This window comes from Leeuwenhoekiella obamensis, assembly GCF_055391795.1.
Window position 1 is genome coordinate 760570 of sequence record NZ_AP029251.1, and the last position, 17864, is coordinate 778433.

At 39.0% G+C, this 17864-nt stretch carries 16 protein-coding genes; 2 read left to right on the forward strand and 14 right to left on the reverse strand.

Annotated features, from left to right (window positions below):
• Positions 1–28: 28 nt before the first annotated feature.
• From ACZ5L8_RS03380 to ACZ5L8_RS03415, 8 genes are all read right to left on the reverse strand, one after another.
• Complete coding sequence (locus ACZ5L8_RS03380) at positions 29–691, reverse strand: hypothetical protein (RefSeq protein ID WP_464439762.1); 663 nt, start codon at positions 689–691, stop codon at positions 29–31.
• Positions 692–1246: 555 nt separating this feature from the next.
• Positions 1247–1564 carry a hypothetical protein gene (locus ACZ5L8_RS03385; protein ID WP_464439764.1) on the reverse strand — a complete coding sequence of 106 codons (318 nt, stop codon included), beginning with the start codon at positions 1562–1564 and terminating at the stop codon, positions 1247–1249.
• Between the two features lie 95 nt (positions 1565–1659).
• The gene (locus tag ACZ5L8_RS03390; protein WP_464439766.1) at positions 1660–2247 is read right to left on the reverse strand and encodes an alpha-ketoglutarate-dependent dioxygenase AlkB; all 588 of its coding nucleotides are present in this window, start codon (positions 2245–2247) and stop codon (positions 1660–1662) included.
• 145 nt (positions 2248–2392) lie between these two features.
• Positions 2393–3001, reverse strand: a complete 609-nt coding sequence (locus ACZ5L8_RS03395; protein WP_464439767.1) for a hypothetical protein — start codon at positions 2999–3001, stop codon at positions 2393–2395.
• Between the two features lie 198 nt (positions 3002–3199).
• Positions 3200–5200, reverse strand: a complete 2001-nt coding sequence (gene uvrB / locus ACZ5L8_RS03400) for an excinuclease ABC subunit UvrB (RefSeq protein ID WP_464439769.1) — start codon at positions 5198–5200, stop codon at positions 3200–3202.
• 62 nt (positions 5201–5262) lie between these two features.
• Positions 5263–7839 carry a T9SS type B sorting domain-containing protein gene (locus tag ACZ5L8_RS03405; RefSeq protein ID WP_464439771.1) on the reverse strand — a complete coding sequence of 859 codons (2577 nt, stop codon included), beginning with the start codon at positions 7837–7839 and terminating at the stop codon, positions 5263–5265.
• A gap of 168 nt (positions 7840–8007) precedes the next feature.
• Positions 8008–8847, reverse strand: coding sequence for an ABC transporter permease (locus ACZ5L8_RS03410; protein WP_464439772.1), 840 nt, complete (start codon positions 8845–8847; stop codon positions 8008–8010).
• A gap of 9 nt (positions 8848–8856) precedes the next feature.
• A complete protein-coding gene (locus ACZ5L8_RS03415) occupies positions 8857–9756 on the reverse strand; it encodes an ABC transporter ATP-binding protein (protein WP_464439773.1) in 900 nt (299 codons plus the stop codon).
• A gap of 79 nt (positions 9757–9835) precedes the next feature.
• On the opposite strand from ACZ5L8_RS03415, the gene ACZ5L8_RS03420 reads away from it, so the two are divergent.
• Complete coding sequence (locus ACZ5L8_RS03420) at positions 9836–10921, forward strand: hypothetical protein (protein ID WP_462598842.1); 1086 nt, start codon at positions 9836–9838, stop codon at positions 10919–10921.
• 98 nt (positions 10922–11019) lie between these two features.
• On the opposite strand, the gene ACZ5L8_RS03425 is transcribed toward ACZ5L8_RS03420, so the two are convergent.
• From ACZ5L8_RS03425 to ACZ5L8_RS03445, 5 genes are all read right to left on the reverse strand, one after another.
• The gene (locus ACZ5L8_RS03425) at positions 11020–12084 is read right to left on the reverse strand and encodes a nucleoid-associated protein (RefSeq protein WP_462598840.1); all 1065 of its coding nucleotides are present in this window, start codon (positions 12082–12084) and stop codon (positions 11020–11022) included.
• Positions 12085–12156: 72 nt separating this feature from the next.
• Positions 12157–12684: an IS1096 element passenger TnpR family protein gene (locus ACZ5L8_RS03430; RefSeq protein ID WP_462598839.1), complete on the reverse strand. Its 528-nt coding sequence runs from the start codon at positions 12682–12684 to the stop codon at positions 12157–12159.
• Between the two features lie 34 nt (positions 12685–12718).
• Positions 12719–13753 carry a COX15/CtaA family protein gene (locus ACZ5L8_RS03435; RefSeq protein WP_464439775.1) on the reverse strand — a complete coding sequence of 345 codons (1035 nt, stop codon included), beginning with the start codon at positions 13751–13753 and terminating at the stop codon, positions 12719–12721.
• Positions 13754–13775: 22 nt separating this feature from the next.
• Complete coding sequence (locus ACZ5L8_RS03440) at positions 13776–15203, reverse strand: CCA tRNA nucleotidyltransferase (RefSeq protein WP_464439777.1); 1428 nt, start codon at positions 15201–15203, stop codon at positions 13776–13778.
• 6 nt (positions 15204–15209) lie between these two features.
• Positions 15210–15785: an L-threonylcarbamoyladenylate synthase gene (locus ACZ5L8_RS03445; protein WP_462598836.1), complete on the reverse strand. Its 576-nt coding sequence runs from the start codon at positions 15783–15785 to the stop codon at positions 15210–15212.
• A gap of 40 nt (positions 15786–15825) precedes the next feature.
• Here ACZ5L8_RS03445 and ACZ5L8_RS03450 point away from each other — a divergent pair, with 40 nt between their 5' ends.
• Positions 15826–16764, forward strand: coding sequence for a WaaS/CpsH family glycosyltransferase (locus tag ACZ5L8_RS03450; protein WP_464439779.1), 939 nt, complete (start codon positions 15826–15828; stop codon positions 16762–16764).
• On the opposite strand, the gene ACZ5L8_RS03455 is transcribed toward ACZ5L8_RS03450, so the two are convergent.
• Entirely contained in the window at positions 16761–17864 is a 1104-nt protein-coding gene (locus tag ACZ5L8_RS03455) for a glycosyltransferase family 4 protein (RefSeq protein WP_464439781.1), read from the reverse strand. The genes ACZ5L8_RS03450 and ACZ5L8_RS03455 overlap by 4 nt on opposite strands.

The following is a 17864-nucleotide window of genomic DNA, read 5'->3' on the forward strand; positions in this document are numbered from 1 at the left end:
GAATTATAGCCATGTTGGCAACTGGCTTTTATTTATTTTTTCCAAATTCCTTTTCGATTAATTTTCTTAATTCCAAAATCGAAATTCCATTCGCAACACTTTTGTCGTTTTCTAAATGATAAAAATCAATATATCCGACTTTCGTAATTGTATTGTACTCTCCAAGAATATGGTCAAAATAAAGAAATGACAGAGCTTGATGTCTTTTTACATCCGAATTCATATTTTTTATGAAGACTTTGATATTTATTTTCCCTCTTTCTTTGTCCAATTCAGGAAGGATTTCAATGTCAGAACTTGGATATTCTATTCCGTCATAATTCAGTCCAATTTCGTCTGTTGCTTGTCTGAATTTTTTAATTATCCAATTTTTTAATTCTGGTCTTGAGTCATATAATTTTTCGGTTGGTAAGACACCTTCTGGCATTCCATCGGGTGTTATTATTAAAACGACTTCATCTTTTTCTGTTAAAGTCATTTCTGGGAAAAGAACCGAATTATACTTTTTCATTTCTTTAGTCAGTTGATTATAGATTGTATAATCTTCTTGGTCTGAATTAATAAATTTTTCTAGTTCAGCTTTATTTTTAGAAACCCAATTCCAAAATTTTTCTTCTTTAGATTGTTTGTTAAATAGTGAAAATCCCATTATTAAAACTATGATTGGTATTGAGATTAATATTTTTTTCATTCGTTTGCTGTTGATTGATTTCAGCTTATTGCCAACTTCCGGATATCCTCAGTTTAACAAAACTCAAGATAAATCAAATATATATGCATTTCGCTTTAGCGAAAATGGCTTTTCAATGACTTATTAACGATAAAGCATATAATAAAGCGCAGGAAACCTTCTCGCGCTGTCGCTGATGAAATCTGGAGTACAGAAAACCTTCCCGCGCCGTCGCTGAAGGAATCTGGAGATCAGGAAACCTTCCCGCACCGTCGCTGATGGAATCTGGAGTACAGAAAACCTTCCCGCACCGTCGCTGATGGAATCTAGAGTGCAGAAAACCTTCCCGCACTGTCGCTGAGGGAATCTGGAGCGCAGGAAACCTTCTCGCGCTGTCGCTGATGGAATCTGGAGTGCAGAAAACCTTCTCGCACTTCCGCTGATGAAATCTGGAGTGCAGGAAACCTTCCCGCGCTATCGCTGATGAAATCTGGAGATCAGAAAACCTTCTCGCACTGTCGCTGATGGAATCTAGAGTACAGGAAACCTTCCCGCACTGTCGCTGACGATAAAAAACTACAACCCAAACATCTTCCCATAGAATGATGATATGTCAAAGTAGTATGAAACTTCCTTGCCGTTAGGTCGTACAAATCTTAAAACATCGTAGGGTTTCTTTTCATTTTTCACTAAAGATTGTCCTAAGAACTTGCAATCTGGACACACCTTTTTTACATATTCATATTCTGCCGAAATACTTTTTACAACTATTGCGGTTTCAAAAGAGCTGCCGTCTTTTTGCTCACTCGCGACCTTTTTTGTAGATGAACAAGAGGCTATTGTTATTGCCAGTATGATAAATGCGAGTTTTGATAATGACGGTGTACTTTTCATTGGTAATGGTTGATTGGTGTTTAACGTTTTGGCGTAAGCTAAAGTAAACTATTTCTTTTCTAAAGACGGTAAACAGATTTGATTATGACAATTATTTAATCTTCAAACCCAAATTTTCTAAAGGTTAGATTAATGCGGGGTGATTTGTATTTAGGGTCTTCAGGTAACGCGTGTTCATAGTTTTTCTGGCAATCTTTTCCCATTACAACAAGACTTCCATGTTTTAGCTGTTGCGAAAAAACCTCACCTGTGTCCTTTTCGCGTAAGCAAAAAACACGTTCTTCTCCCAGACTGATAGAGGGAATTACCGTGGTGTCGCCATACGCTACATAATCTGAATGATAGTCTACACCAGAAGTGCCATCGGGATAATAAATAAGTACACATACTTGAAACTGATGGCCGGTGTGTTGCTCGATTTGCTGCTTTAGATCACGCAGTTTGTTTGTCCACACCCGGCTAGGACCCCAAAACGGCTCAGGAAATTTATTTGCGTCTTTAAGCTCCTGATCGATAAACATGATCTTATTGAAGTTCACCGCTACAATAATGCCATCTATGGTTTGTGGTTTGTATTGCGTGTTTTCTAGCAGTTGGTTTAGCTCAGCATACAATGCATCTGCATCAGAGGGTGTCATGAATCTTTCTAAATATTCAGCTTCGCAGTTTAAAGGTAATTTCATGAACCAGTTTAATGATTATGTAAATTATTGTGCTGCTGTAATATATGAAGGTTATTTAAAATAGTTAGGCGGAATTTTGTTTAAAAATTCCGCCTAAGCGCTTTAAAATTATATGCAGGATGTTATTAATTCATACTGTTTTAAGCTATTGCACGCTTAGTTTAAGTGCATCGTATGTATCTGCTTGTATGCCTATTAATCCATATTTTGTTTCACCTTTTTTAATTACAGAACCATAGATATTGTACTCTTGTATCTCGTGCTTAAATTTTTTGTTAGCAGAACCTGCAGCGATCATATTACCTCCAGCGAGTCCAGGACCAATTATCACACCTATAGGGAAGGAAATAGTGGTATACCCATTAGAATCTGTTGTGTTAAAAGTTACAGGCGTTAAGAGAAGATAAAAAAGATGAGATGCCGGACTTTGTTTTAAAGCCTTAAAAACTTTCTCGTCTTCTAAAATATGAATAGTTCTTCCGTTTTCATACACAAGATTAAGGTCACGCCCCAGCATTAGATCTCTATCTGAATTGTTTGTGATTTTTACAGCAACTAGTTTGATGCCCTTTTTATCCTCTTTTTTAGCATATTTCTTTTTCAGGAGATCATATTTGTACTCAAGTTTTACATCATCATTTTCATTCTTTGAGATATAGTTAATAGATTTTGGCTCTATCATTTTATAGCCAGAAGCACAACTAGTTAATGAAACAATTCCTAATAGGAAAAGCGTAAATTTAATAATCTTCATCGGTTGAATATGTAAGTGAAATTTATTCTAAGCTCTCTTATAGTGTCTGTTTATAAGGGCTCAGATGATATTGCATTCCAGTTTTTATATGAATGCGGCGCAATATACATTAAAATTTCACATGTAACGTTTTGGCGTAAGAAAAAACAGAAAAGCGCAACAAAAATTTGTTGCGCTTATAAGTGTATAAAACTTTGTTTAAGCCAATTCTTTGATCTGCTCTTGGAATCTTTTTATCTGATCACGCAGTTTTGCAGCTTCCATAAAGTCTAGTTCTTTTGCGGCGGTTTCCATTTGTTTACGGGTATCGCGAACTAGTTTTTCTAGTTGGGCTTTAGACATATATTCTGTCTCTGGCTCTGCAGCCATATTGGTAAGTTCTTCTGCCTCGATCTTGTATCGATCTTTTCGCGCAAGCGTATTTGATAAAGATTTCTTGATCGCCTTAGGAGTGACACCGTGATCTTCGTTATACTTTATCTGTTTCTGACGGCGATACTCTGATGCATCAATAGCTTCTTGCATACTGCGGGTTATCGTGTCTGCATACATTATGGCTTTACCATTGATGTTTCGGGCGGCTCTACCTATCGTCTGGGTAAGCGAGCGGTTACTACGTAAGAAACCTTCTTTATCTGCATCCAGTATGGCTACAAGCGAAACTTCTGGCAAGTCAAGTCCTTCTCTAAGAAGGTTAACGCCCACAAGCACATCAAAACGTCCCTCACGCAGATCTTGCATGATCTCTACACGCTCTAGCGTATCTACATCACTGTGGATGTAGCGCGTGCGAATGTCCACACGTATGAGGTATTTGGTAAGTTCTTCGGCCATGCGTTTTGTAAGCGTGGTCACAAGCGTACGCTCGTCTTTATCCACACGCTGCTGAATTTCCTCAATAAGATCATCTATCTGATTCAAACTAGGGCGCACTTCAACCACAGGATCAAGAAGTCCGGTAGGCCTAATGATCTGCTCTACGTAGGTTCCTTCGCTTTTTTGCAATTCATAATCTGCTGGCGTTGCACTCACATACACCACTTGGTTTTGTAGCGCTTCAAATTCTTCAAACTTCAGTGGGCGGTTATCCATTGCAGCAGGAAGTCTAAAACCATATTCTACTAGGTTTTCTTTACGGCTACGGTCGCCACCATACATTGCGCTTACCTGTGAAACGGTAACATGACTTTCATCAACCACCATTAAATAATCATCAGGAAAATAATCTAGTAAGCAGAATGGTCTTGTTCCCGGTTTACGGCCATCTAGATAGCGTGAGTAATTCTCAATACCAGAGCAGTAGCCAAGTTCGCGAATCATTTCAAGATCAAAGTTCGTGCGCTCTTCTAAGCGTTTTGCTTCTAGATGCTTGCCTATTTCTTTAAAATATTCAACTTGTTTACCCAGATCTAAACTGATTTGATCAATTGCATTTTGCAATACCTGCGGACTAGTAACAAACATGTTCGCTGGGTAAATATTCAGGCGATCGTATTTCTCGATGACGTTATTGGTTTGTACATCAAACGCCTCGATCTCCTCAATTTCATCACCAAAAAAGTGAATCCTAAACGCATCATCTGCATACCCCGGAAAAATATCTACCGTATCTCCTTTAATTCTAAAACTTCCACGTCTAAATTCTGCCTCAGTACGGCTATACAAACTTTGCACTAAACGCTTAAGAAGTTGGGTGCGAGAGATCACCTGATCTCGCTCTAGCGAAATCACATTCTTTTGAAATTCTACCGGGTTACCAATACCATACAAACAAGAAACCGAAGCCACCACAAGAACATCACGACGCCCAGAGAGTAGGGAAGAAGTGGTGCTTAATCGCAGTTTTTCGATCTCTTCATTGATCGATAGATCTTTTTCAATATATGTTCCTGATGTTGGGATGTACGCTTCTGGTTGATAGTAATCGTAGTATGAAACAAAATATTCTACCGCATTGTTAGGGAAGAATGCCTTAAACTCAGAATACAACTGCGCCGCCAGTGTTTTGTTATGAGCAAGCACCAGCGTAGGTTTTTGCACTTCCTGCACCACGTTAGCCACAGTAAAGGTTTTACCACTACCGGTCACACCCAACAAGGTTTGGTAGGTTTCTTTCGCATTAATGCCTTCAACAAGTTGTTTTATGGCATTTGGTTGGTCTCCCGTAGGAGAGAATTCTGATTCTATCTTAAATTTCAAGGAGTAGCGTTTTACTGTAAATTTACTCTATTTCGCTGTAGCGAAAAAAACACAAACGCGATTTATCGTCTCAACGAGAAGTGACCTTTTACCAGCCTGCCATCTTCTAAAGTCACAGAAAACCAGTAATCGTCTGATGGCATAATTTGACCACGAGAAGTACCATCCCAACCTTGAGAATACGGTGTGATCTGCTTTATGAGTTTGCCGTAACGATCGTAGATAAAGATTATAGAATTAGGCTGAATAAATTCATTGATACCTAAAACTTGCCAGTAGTCATTAAAGCCATCGCCGTTAGGCGTGAAGAACTTCATAAAACCGATAATACTAAACTCTTTGCTCACGATACCGCAATCTGTTTTTGATCGCACATACACCGTATGAAAACCAGCAGAAACATTCTCAAAATGATTGCTGTCTTGATAAAAACCTAGTTCGTCATCTAGCGCAAATTCAAACTCGCCATTACCAGTGATCTCTATTGTCGCGGTATTGTTTTCACTAAGATCAGTAGTTTCGATAGAAACGATCTCTGCAAGACCTTTTGGTATGATGTTGATGCTTTCAGTTGTGCTACAACCTGTAAGATCGTCTGTGATCGTTAGCGTGTATGTGCCGGTCTGTGTCGTTTCGAGATACGAAGTGGTTTGCCCAGAAGGTAACCATTCATAAGAATAACTTTTGGATGCATCCAAATAAGAAAGATCTGGATCTACACGCGTGGGCTCTGGCGAGAAATTAGTGCAATAAATAGCTTCTTCTGGCAAGCTAAACACTGGACTAGAATTTACCGTGAGGTACACTTCGCTGATGTCATAACACGCGTCACTATTCTCTAAGCGTGCGTAAATCGTCTGTGCGTAAGCTGTTGTATTTGTGTAATTATTTGGTAGAACAGCGGCATTATTTTCTATCAAAGCGTCATTCTCATTGCTGTAAAAAGTGATCTCAATATTAGGGTCAAGACCATCTTTTAACGTTGCGTTTGCTTCGCTAAGATCAAAAACCCCAAAACCATTATTACCATCATCACAACGATACAAAGTAGTAGAAATAGATTGCGTTGTGCTAACACGCAAGGTAAAAGGAACCGTTAGTTTACATGCCGCAGGATTCTCAATGCGCGCGTAAAGCGTTTGATCTTGCGATGTGTTTTCATAAATGGTGTCTAGCGAGATCTCAGCATCATTATCTGCGCTGGTTTCATTTTCATAAAAACGCACAGAGAGATTTTCATCATTATTGGTCAATGCTGGTATGGCTTCTGCGAGATTAAAAACGCTATAACCATCTGAAGTCGCTGCATCCTCACATTGTACTAATTCTACAGCATTTGCCGGAGCTTGCGGATATGCGTAATAAGTAACATTTGCAATACCTATGCGCTCGCACGTGCCGTCGTTGAGATTTGTTTTGAGTTCATATTCCTCATTATACGGTAACGCACTTCCTGCCGGCCTGCTAATGGTGAGTTCGTTGTTTGTTTCGCCGGTTAATATCTGATCATTACGATACCATTGATATGTCGCACCGGTAACTTTATCATATTTTAAGGTGTAAACTTCATCAGCACAAAGATCAAGGCGAGAAGTGCTAATGTCATTTTGAATAACATCTACGGTATTAAAGAGCGATTGATTAAAAGGTGGTAATCCTTGATAGCTCAAAGTACCGCTTGCCAGTCGTATCGCTTTATCCACATACGACGCCGCTGTTCCTTTTTCATTAGGATTTTCTATCACTCCCAGATAGCCTAAACCGTCTCGGTAATTCGCACTAAGCGCTCTGTAAATTCTTCCATCAGGGCCTAGTTGTAAGCTTCCGCGAAAATAATTCTGCTCGTCTAAAGTTACCTGACTGGCTTCAATATTCGCAGCCTCTAGATCATATTGAAAAAGCGATGAAAAGTGAAATGTAGCTGGTAATCTCGTATCTGCATCATTGCTACTATGCACATACAGAAATCTATTGTTTGGTGAAAACTCAATACCGTATGGCGCATAGTTGGTCGAGTTCAAATCGATAAATTCAGGAGCAGAAACTCTTCCCGTTTGTGAGTCAAAATCGAGTAAGTAGAGTCCGCTAGAAGAATTTGCACAAGCTAACTTTTTGCCGTCTGGCGAAAACTTTAAATTCCCGCGCATGTCTTGAACATCCATACTTACAGTAGAACGCACAGGCGTGTTGTTTACTCCAGAAGGTGTGATCTCAAACGCATAGAATGTATTAAGATCTTCTGTTGTTTCTTGATTTATGGTTGAAAGAGTAACCATCCACACCGTATCAGAATCGCATCCTTTTACCACAGCGCTAAGTTTCTCAGAAGAAAAATCTAAAATCGGGACATTCTTTTGAGTCACTTCTCCTAATGGGTTACTGCTAAAATCTACAACTGAATAATTTACACCAAAGTTGACATCATCTAAGAAATTATCAACCGTGAAGATGTAATATACATTTTCATCCAGTGGTTTAGGGATTATTAAAGCAGACTGTGTGCTAGAAGCATCGCCATAAAGTCCGGTTCCATTTTCAATGACCTGGTGATTTTTATTGAACACTGTACTTCCATCTGTATAAAAAAGTAAATCACCATTTACATCAGAGATCGTGGCACAACCTTCTAAGGTGCTCATATTACTACCTGTTAAGGCAGTGGGCGGCGAGGTATTAAATGATATGCCGGCATTATGACCAAAATACCATGTATTCGCAGAACCTTGAGCAAACGTCGTAGCGCTTACTAAAAGAAAAAATAAAATGGCCGAAACACGCATAAAAATTAGAGGTTACGGCCAAATGTACTATAAATCGCGCTTCTTTAAAAGAGAATAGCTACCGTATATAAAAAGGAAGATCCATACTAAGACAATACCCACTTCATACCAGTGCACCGCATAATCAAAAGCCACGTCAGCCTTAAGTTGGTTTGCAGCGGTTTTTATAAAATCTAATCTAGTAAACGGTTGATTGATAAGGTTGCTCATACTTTCGAGCGGGAAGAATTGTACTGCGGCATCAGCAGTCTCTTCGCTTAAGCCAAAATATCCTCTAAGAATAGGCCAGTGAATAATATTCTCAATGATCCACCAGATCAATAAAAACCCTAAAGCAAATGCAGAGCGTTTTACAAGAACCGCAAGAAAAATACAGAAGCTAAAGAAAGCGACCAACTTTAAAAAATACGCCAGTAAAAACTCAAGATCTCTAGTTACAATGCTAAACTCAGTAAAGTCTGAAAATGAGTATCCCAAGATCGCAGACAATACAAAAATGAACAGTGTAGAAAAAAGAGAAAAAGCAACAACCATTAAAAATTTAGAGAGCAAAAACTCCTTTTTACTCATCCCGTCTATCAAGTTTTGCTTTAAGGTACGGTTGCTGTATTCACTGCTTATCATCGATACGATCACGATGGCAAGAAAGAATTTTATGATCCCGGCGATCCACGTATTAAAATGCCAGATGTATGGGAAGTTAAAAATACCCTGATCTGCAATGCGTATCTGCACATCACCAAAATTAAATTCTATAGACGCTATAAGCGCAATAAAAGACAGGATGACAAAATATGTAATAGCAAGAACCTTAGAAGATCTGCTGTGTTTTAATTTATGAAATTCTATATCCAGAAGTTGTAACATGGCTTCGGTTTAGTTTTGGTTGTTAGTAAGTTGCAAGAACATTTCTTCTAGGCTTTCCTTGCGTTTTACAAGGTGCGAGAGAATTAGGCTTTCGCCAAAAAGTTGCTTGTTCAATTCAGCTGCAGAGAGTTCATTTTCAAGAAAAGCGGTAACAAGACCGTCTTGGGTTTTGATCTGGCCAAAGTCAGCGTGCTTTTCGAGAAATCGTAAAAGCGCAGCCTCGTCATCTGCTTTGAGTTCAAAGAAACCAAAGTTTGCATTCATCTCATCCACACGCCCAGAATATAGCTTTACACCATTGCGTATGATCACCACGTGGCTACACACTTTTTCTACCTCGTCAAGCAAGTGAGAAGCGAGCAAAATGGTTGTTCCTCCTGCAGCGATCTGTTTTATGATCTCACGTATTTGATGAATTCCTTGTGGGTCTAGACCGTTTGTAGGCTCATCAAGAATAAGTATCTCTGGATCGTTAAGCAGGGCAGAGGCGATGGCTAAACGCTGTTTCATCCCCAGTGAAAATGTACTGAACTTGCTGTTCTTTCTATCAAGTAGACCTACGGTCTCTAGCGTTTTGTCAATGTTTGTAAATGGTACGCCTTTGATCTTGCAAACCAGTTTAAGGTTTTGACCAGCGGTCATGTATGGATAGAAGTTAGGACGTTCTATAATTGCGCCTACTTTTTTAAGTGCGTTATGCGTGTCTTCTTTACCGTCAAACCAAGAAAAATTTCCTGATGTGGGATTCACGACATTAAGAACCATACCTAGCGTGGTAGATTTACCACTACCGTTAGGTCCTAGAATGCCATAAACATTGCCTTTTTGAATGGTAAAAGAGAGATCGCTCACAGCTCGTACAGAGCCAAAATTTTTTGAGAGATTGTTAATCGATAAGATTGTGTCCAAAGGATTATTTTTTTGGTGGTGTTATTGAGTAGACGAGTAGAGCATACTTTTGTTACATCGCTTTTGTAACTTTACAACTATGGAATTTCCTCTTGAAGAAAAATTGATGTCAAAAAAGAAGCCCACCTTCCCGGTGAGCGACAAGCTAAAAGAATATCTTGTAAAATACAACAGAGATACCAAGATACCTGTGTTTTATGAAGATCTGAAGCGTTTTTCTGGCGGTATAAATGTGTATGATAAAGATGATAATGATACTTTGTGGATACGCGTGTATTATCCCGAGCATGAGCGCGCAGAGATCGAGGAAAGTCTTAAAAAGGTGTACACCATTTTACACTCAGATGGTAATGATAACATCATCCAGTTCTTAAGTGTTGATGCGATCGACTATTGTACGTTTGGTAATTCTAAGCCGTTTCGCATAAAAATTAAGAACATCTACAATGATAACTACACGTATTTTTATGTGAAGAAGGCAGATGCCAGTAGAGTGTATGGGCTAGAGTTAGAGCATACGCTTTCGCCAAATAGGATCAACTTCCTGGTTTATAAAGACACATTGATAGAAGAGCATATTGCCGGCATTCCTGGTGACGAATTCATTAAAGATTATCTTGATGATTGTGACGAAGTAGGAAAAGCGCAGATCGCTAAAGAGTTTGTAAAATTCAATGAGCGTTGTAATATTTTATTGCTGGGCGATATGCGCGCGTATAATTATGTGGTGATCCCTACGCACGATTTTGATCATATTAGATATAAGATACGTGCGATAGACTTTGACCAGCAATGTTATGAAGGTAATTTTAAGGTTTATAAGCCACACCTTTTTAAAGAGAACTTCAAGATCGTTGAGTTAGTCTCTAAAAAGTTGAGGTCAAATTCTATTGAACAATATCGCGAGGAAGAAAGAGCGGTAATGGCAAAGCGTATCATAACTTCTAAAACACGCATACGCCGACTATTAAAATGTATGACTACAGATACCATTTCTACCGAAGAGAACCTGCAACGCCTTCGTATGGAATTGTATGATTACACTAAAGACATGAAGTTTAAACGTGCAAAATCAATGGGACAGATCATACGCACCGCAGTAGATTTTGTAAAACGTAACTATGAAGATGTAAGCATGAAACGCCTGATGCAAGCGGGATACTAGCAACGTAGGATAAAAGATTTACGAATGACGAACTATTAACCTCAAAACATACAGGTAATTAGCTAATTGCTCAACCAGCTAATTATCAAATTAATAGGTTACTCCTTAGCCTTCTGCTCCTTGTTAAAATACACAAGATAATAATACATCTGGCGCTCCTCATCCCAACCTTTTTCAACGAATTTCTCAGCACTCTCTGGGTTGATAAAATTCATCTTGATCTGGATATTCGTATCTAGATCAATTACGTTCTTGATCTTTTTTCTCGCCGCAGAAACAGCGGTATTCGCAATAGGGAAGGAGGTAAGATCCTCGATCTTATATTTTGGCGCTTTCTCTGTTTTATAATGCTGAAATTCTGGGATCAGCGCAGGATTTTCAAGAACTTCATTTACAAAAGAAGATTCTTCAAAATTGTCATTCTTAGCAAAGTGATTCACCGCACGGTTCATAAACATCACTTCCTCTTTTTTATCCTCTGCCGGTAAAACCACGTCTTTAGCAAAATCCTGACAGAATTTTAAATACTTCTTCGTGTAGAAATTCTCATCAGCAAGCGTGTCAACTCCTAAAAAATTCTCTAACCAATACTTCGTATCATAACGGTTAGAATCTACAGACAACACTTTATAACCTTCCTCAGCATTTTTATTAAAAATAAGGCAACCTTTATCAAGCTTATTAAGATTCACACCTTGTTTTAAGATCATCTCAAGGTTTGTTTCGCTTTCGCGGAATTGTAAAAACTCCTGCTTAACCTCAGATTTAAAGATCCCTATCACATCCACTTTTTCATTATCTAGCATCACATTATTAATGTGAGCTACATAAACTTCACCGGGTTTGATGTGTGGATGGCTGCTTTGATCATACAGCAATTTTGTGATCTCTTTTGAGATCTCATGCGTTTTGCCAGCGTTAGTAAATAGTTCTTGTGCAAGATTATACAGCGAGTGAAACTCTAGATCAGACTCGTGCGTGAACTGAAAATAATTTTCTTCCTTTTCGCGAAAGCTTTTAAAGAAAAACTCCTTGATCAGCGGAGTGATCTCATCATTAAGTTGGTACGGCTCATTAGAAAAAAACACACCTTCATTGCGGCTTTTATTTCCCACGCGGTGTATTGAAAGCGTCTCTATCTGTGCTGAATATAAATTGATCATCTTGCAGTGCTCGTTATAGTAAAAAAGGTTTTTTGGCTTAAAGCCAAAAGAAATTTAAAGAATTAGTAGCTCCTAATTCCAGTTCTCGTCAAAGTCGAGATTGTCATAATCATCCACGTCATAATCGTCATCAAAGTCGTCCTGATCGTAGATATCTTCAGACTCATCTTCTTCATCACCAGAAAAATCTGCCTCTGGCGCTTCTGCCGGGATCTGGCCGTGTGTGTACATCAAATTAGGATAGCTCATGCCGTCTTCTGGCTCAACGATATCGCCTAGCTCAACAAAGAAAGTCCACAGGCTTAAAAAGTCATAAACATATATCAACCGCGTTTGATCACGATGCACAACTTCTTCAAGTTCTGTCTCGCTCATTACACGTATAGGATCTTCACTGGTTTCCATGTCAAAAAGTGCGATCTCCTCGCCTTGATGCCATTGATCATCACTGATGAAAAAGGAAGCCATCTCTGTACCATCAAAGCCAAAGGCCTGTGTAATGCAATTATGAAAGTCTTCTAAACTCGCATTTTTCTCTATTTCGATGTCTCGAAAAATATCCTCTTCTGTATCAAGAATCACTCGAAAACGGTAGATCATAACGTCAAAAATTTTAAGGGGTCAAAGATACGATTTAGGCATTAGTCGCCAATTGCTCGTTGCGCTTTTGTTTAAAACTTTGCAGGGTAACATAAAACTGTATCCCGAATAAAACCGAAGCGATAACAAGATGCGACGGCTGAGATAAAAACGGGAAATCAAGGTAATACATTGCGATGCCTGTGAGAATTTCTATTCCCAGTAAGATCATAACCCAATTCATTAAATTATGACTTAAATGTTCTTTTCTGTTTCTCACAAAAAGCAACCCATTTAAGAATAAAACCACGATGGAAAAGGTACGGTGAAAATAAAATTCAAACTCCGGACTGCTAAGCCACATCGTCTTAGCATCATACCCAAAGGCCGAAACTTGCTCATCAACAAATTGTCTTACCTGCGTACCCATCGCGATCTGAAAAAGCGTAAGAAAAAGTGCGATAACCATCCCGGTTTTAAACTTCTTGTCGTATTTCCAAGATTTTTTTATTTCGCTTGAAGCGTAAAGTAAATAGATCAATACAGCGACGATGATCAAAGCAACGATCATGTGCAAAGTGATACGCACCGGCGCTAAAACCGAGTAAACAACGGTAGCACCCAGCCAACCTTGAAAGCCCATTAAAAACACCGAAAGCCATGAAAGTAGCACGCGGCGTTTAGATCTTTTCCATTGCCAGAAACTAAGGATGGCCATAACAAAAACAGCAATCCCAGCGAGTGCGCCCACTAATCTATTGATATATTCTACCCATGTATGCAGCGGATTAAAAATGGCATAATCGTGCTTCTCATAAACACTCCAGTTCGTTTCATCAAAGGAAGAACCAGTAGTAAAATCTGCAGCTGCGACGCGCAAACTTTCGTCTACGATGATCACTTGGCCGGCTTCATACGATTTGTTTGCCTGCCATAAAAGTTCTGCTTCTTCAGTAGGCGGTACGATATACCCAAAGCATTTTGGCCAGTCTGGACATCCCATCCCACTGCCCGTCATCCTTACCACAGCACCGGCGATGATCACCAGATACACAAGGATAAGCGATATTAAAACAGATTTTCTAAACACTTTTATCGTTTATGATTGTTTGTTATTTGCTAAGCGTCAATCCTATTTCTTCGCCCTTTTTCAACATGAATTTTCGGGCTTCTTCGTATTCATTGGGGATGTCTCCTTCAAGGATCGCCTCTTTGATCGCATCCTTTATGATCCCTATTTCTTTACTTGGCTTTAAGCCAAAAGTCTCCATGATCTCTTCACCTGTAACCGGCGGTTGAAAATTGCGAATATGGTCACGCTCCTCAACTTCTTCGATCTTCTTACGCACGATCTGAAAGTTCTTGTGGTAGCGTTTATAACGTTTTGGATTTTTTGTTGTGATATCTGCCTCACAAAGGGTCATCAAGCTTTCCAGGTTTTCATCAGCATCAAAGATCAATCTGCGCACGGCACTGTCTGTCACAAAATCTTCTGCGATCACAATGGGGCGTGAGCTCATCAATACCATTTTTTGAACAAATTTCATTTTGTCATTCAATGGCATTTTAAGTCGCTTGAATAATTTGTAAACCATCTTTGAGCCTACAAATTCATGACCATGAAACGTCCAACCTATTTTTTTGTCAAAGCGCTTTGTAGGTGCTTTACCTATGTCGTGTAGCAATGCCGCCCAGCGAAGCCAAAGATCTTCAGTATGCTTTGAGATATTGTCTACCACTTCAAGGGTGTGGTAAAAATTGTCTTTATGTTTTTGTCCTTCTTTTTCTTCGATGCCTTTTAACGCAGTAAGCTCTGGCATGATGATATTAAGAAGTCCGGTTTTTTCAAGAAGTAAAAATCCTTTGCTAGGAGTAGGGCTTAATAAGATCTTATTGATCTCTGTAACGACGCGCTCGCGAGTGATGATCTTAATACGATCTTTATTTTTTGTGATCGCATCCATTGATCTACGCTCTATCATAAAATCCAACTGACTAGCAAAACGTATTGCTCTTAGCATACGCAATGGGTCATCGCTGTACGTTACATCTGGATCAAGTGGCGTTCTAATGATTCCGCGCTCTAAGTCTGCAAGACCGTTAAAAGGATCTAACAGTTGGCCGTGTTCTTTTGGCGAAAGCCCTATTGCAAGCGCATTGATTGTAAAATCTCTACGGTTCTGATCGTCTTCTAAAGTGCCGTTCTCAACAATGGGATTACGGCTGTCTTTTTGATAACTTTCTTTGCGGGCACCTACAAATTCAATCTCAATATCGCCGTCTCGCAGCATCGCTGTGCCATAGTTTTTAAAAACCTGAACTTTGGGATTGTGAGGTAAAAGGCTTGCTGTTTTTTTTGCCAATTCTATACCGCTGCCCACGGTAACAATATCTATATCCTTTGCTTCACCGCGTTTTAAAATAAAGTCTCTAACATAGCCGCCTATCACGTAGGTTTCAAGGTCAAGTGCGATACTTGCCTCTTTTATGACTTTAAATATTTGTTGCGAAATAGCCTCTGGAAAATGGGTCTGCGACATCGATCTTTACTTACGCAAAACCTGAACCTGACCGTCGTTTTTAAGCTTGATTATAGCAGATGGTGGTCCCGATTTTTTATTTCGGTGCAAATTTACGATATAGTCTACGCCTTCCAAAATAGCGCTATCTATTTCTTTAAAGCTTTTTGGAGTAGGTGAGCCACTAATATTAGCAGATGTCGAAACTAGCGGTTTGCCTAATTTTTTAATAAGCTGTTTGCAAAAAGGATCATTTGTCACTCTAATGGCAAGAGAATTATCTTCTGCGATAAGATTTTCGGCCACGCGAATGGGATTATCATACACAACCGTAGTGGGTTTTACAGCATATTTCAAAATGTCATAAGCCACCTCGGGAACTTCTTCTACAAACTGATTAAGCATCTTAAAATCACTCACTAAGCAGATCAAAGCTTTGCTGTCATCACGCTTTTTTAGATCATAAATACTTTGTATTCCGTCTGTTCTTGTGCTGTCGCAACCCAAGCCCCACACGGTGTCTGTGGGATACAAGATCGTGCCGCCACGTTTCATGACTTCCAGACATTTTTTTATTTCATCTCTAAAATTTTCCCTCTGCATTGGTATAATTTTTATATTTTTCGCTTAAAGCGAAATAAACTTGAAGATAACGATTGTAGGCCCACATTCCTTTGGATATATTGATTTTCTTATTGATGAAATGCAACAAATACCCGGCGTTGAGGCCAGATTTATCAACTTTGATAATTACCGGCTAAAGTACAAATCTAAGCGCCAAAAAGTGGGTAATTTCTTCTCAAAAAAGTTTACCGGGAAGAATATTAAGAAAGAATACATCACTACAAAAATTATTGAAGCCCTTGAGCCAGCAGGTCACCAAGATGTAATTCTTGTTTTGCGACCAGATAAATTACAGATAAAGTTGCTGAAACATTTAAAGCACAATTGCGATCGTTTTTTAGGGTGGTATTTTGATGCGATAACAAAGTTTCCTAAGAAGCAAGAATTGATACCGCTATTTGATAAAGTGTATTCTTATGAGCCTTGTGACGTAAAAGGTTATGACCTTGATTTTTTACCCAATTTTATTCCCTTTGATTGCGATGCGGCGCCAGCCGGAAGAGGAGTTTTTAATGTGTCGTCTTATGATGAGCGTTTTGAGATCATTGAAGGGATCGCAAAATACCTTAGCAAGAAAAATTATCCCTATAATATCATTGTAAGAAGCGACAAGGGCACAACTTCAGATCATGTTGAGATTATAGAAAAGAATATTCCGCTTGATAATGTAAAGGAGCTGATCACAGATTGCAAGATCTTGCTTGATGTGCAAAAAGAAGATCAAGGCGGACTGACTTTTAGAGTTTTTGAATCGCTTGGGCTAGGTAAAAAACTCATCACCACAAATCAAAACGTGAAGAACTACGATTTTTATGATCCTAATAATATTCTTGTGCTAAACAAGAAATCGATTGAGATACCTACTGAATTTCTAGATTGTCCTTACAAACCCATTTCTGAAGAAATATTGAGTAAATACAGACGCCGTGGTTGGATCAATAAAGTTTTTGAGATCTAATTGAGCAAACTGCGATAAAAATTTTTGTAGTTCTCTTGCATAACTTTTAATGTGAATTGCTCATGAACAAGTCTCGATGATCGTTCTGTAAATTGAGCGGCAAGCTCTGTGTTTTCAATGATCTCGAGGGTTCTTGTTGCAAGCGCATCAGCATCTTCTATAGGAACGATAAAACCATTCTCGTTGTTTTTTACAGCTTCATTTGTGCCACCAGCGTCAGTGGCAACAACGGGAGTCTTTGCGGCAAAAGCTTCCATGACAACAAGCGGTAAACCTTCAGTTTTTGACGAGAGCATAAATACATCAAAGCTTTGTAGCAGCTCTGGTATATCTGTTCTAAATCCCAAGAAAATGATGTGTTGTGATACGTTTTCCGCTTCCGCGAAAGCGACTAATTCATCACGAAGCGGCCCATCTCCCGCTATTACAAACTTCACCGGGATATCACTTTTTTCATTAAAAGACTTAATTGCTCTTATGAAGGTAAAAAGATCCTTTTGAGGTACGAGTCCAGCGATGTTGCCTATGATTTTTACTTTTGGCGAAAGCCCTAACTCTTTATGTAAATAATCGCTTTGAGATTCTTGTGTAAAGCGATCTACATCAATACCGTCATAGATCACTTTGATCTTGCTGTGATCTTTAACCGCGGGCAATAAGACGCTTTTTACCGCATTAGAAACACATACAATATGATCTATTTTATTAGAATTGTATTTAAGTTTCTTGAAGAAGCTAGAACCTATCCTGTTATTGCGTTTACGACTGAAAATTAACTTTGTATTCTTAAGCGAGCGTATCGCCCATAACGACATGGTCTGCGAGTTGCTATCATGTGCATGAATAGCTGTGACGTTAAGCTTTTTGGCAGTTTTTACAATACTTTTCATGTAAGAGATCGAGAACTTCCTGCCACGTTTAACACTTGTGTATGCTATGTTTTTCTCAATACACTTTTGCTCTATGATAGATCCTTGAGCACAAAAAACATGATGCTGCTGATCGCTAAGATCCTTGAGCAATTCTACGGTAGTAAGCATTTGAGAGTCGCCACCACGAAATGACATCCCGGTACTAATATGTAAGATCGTGATTTGCAC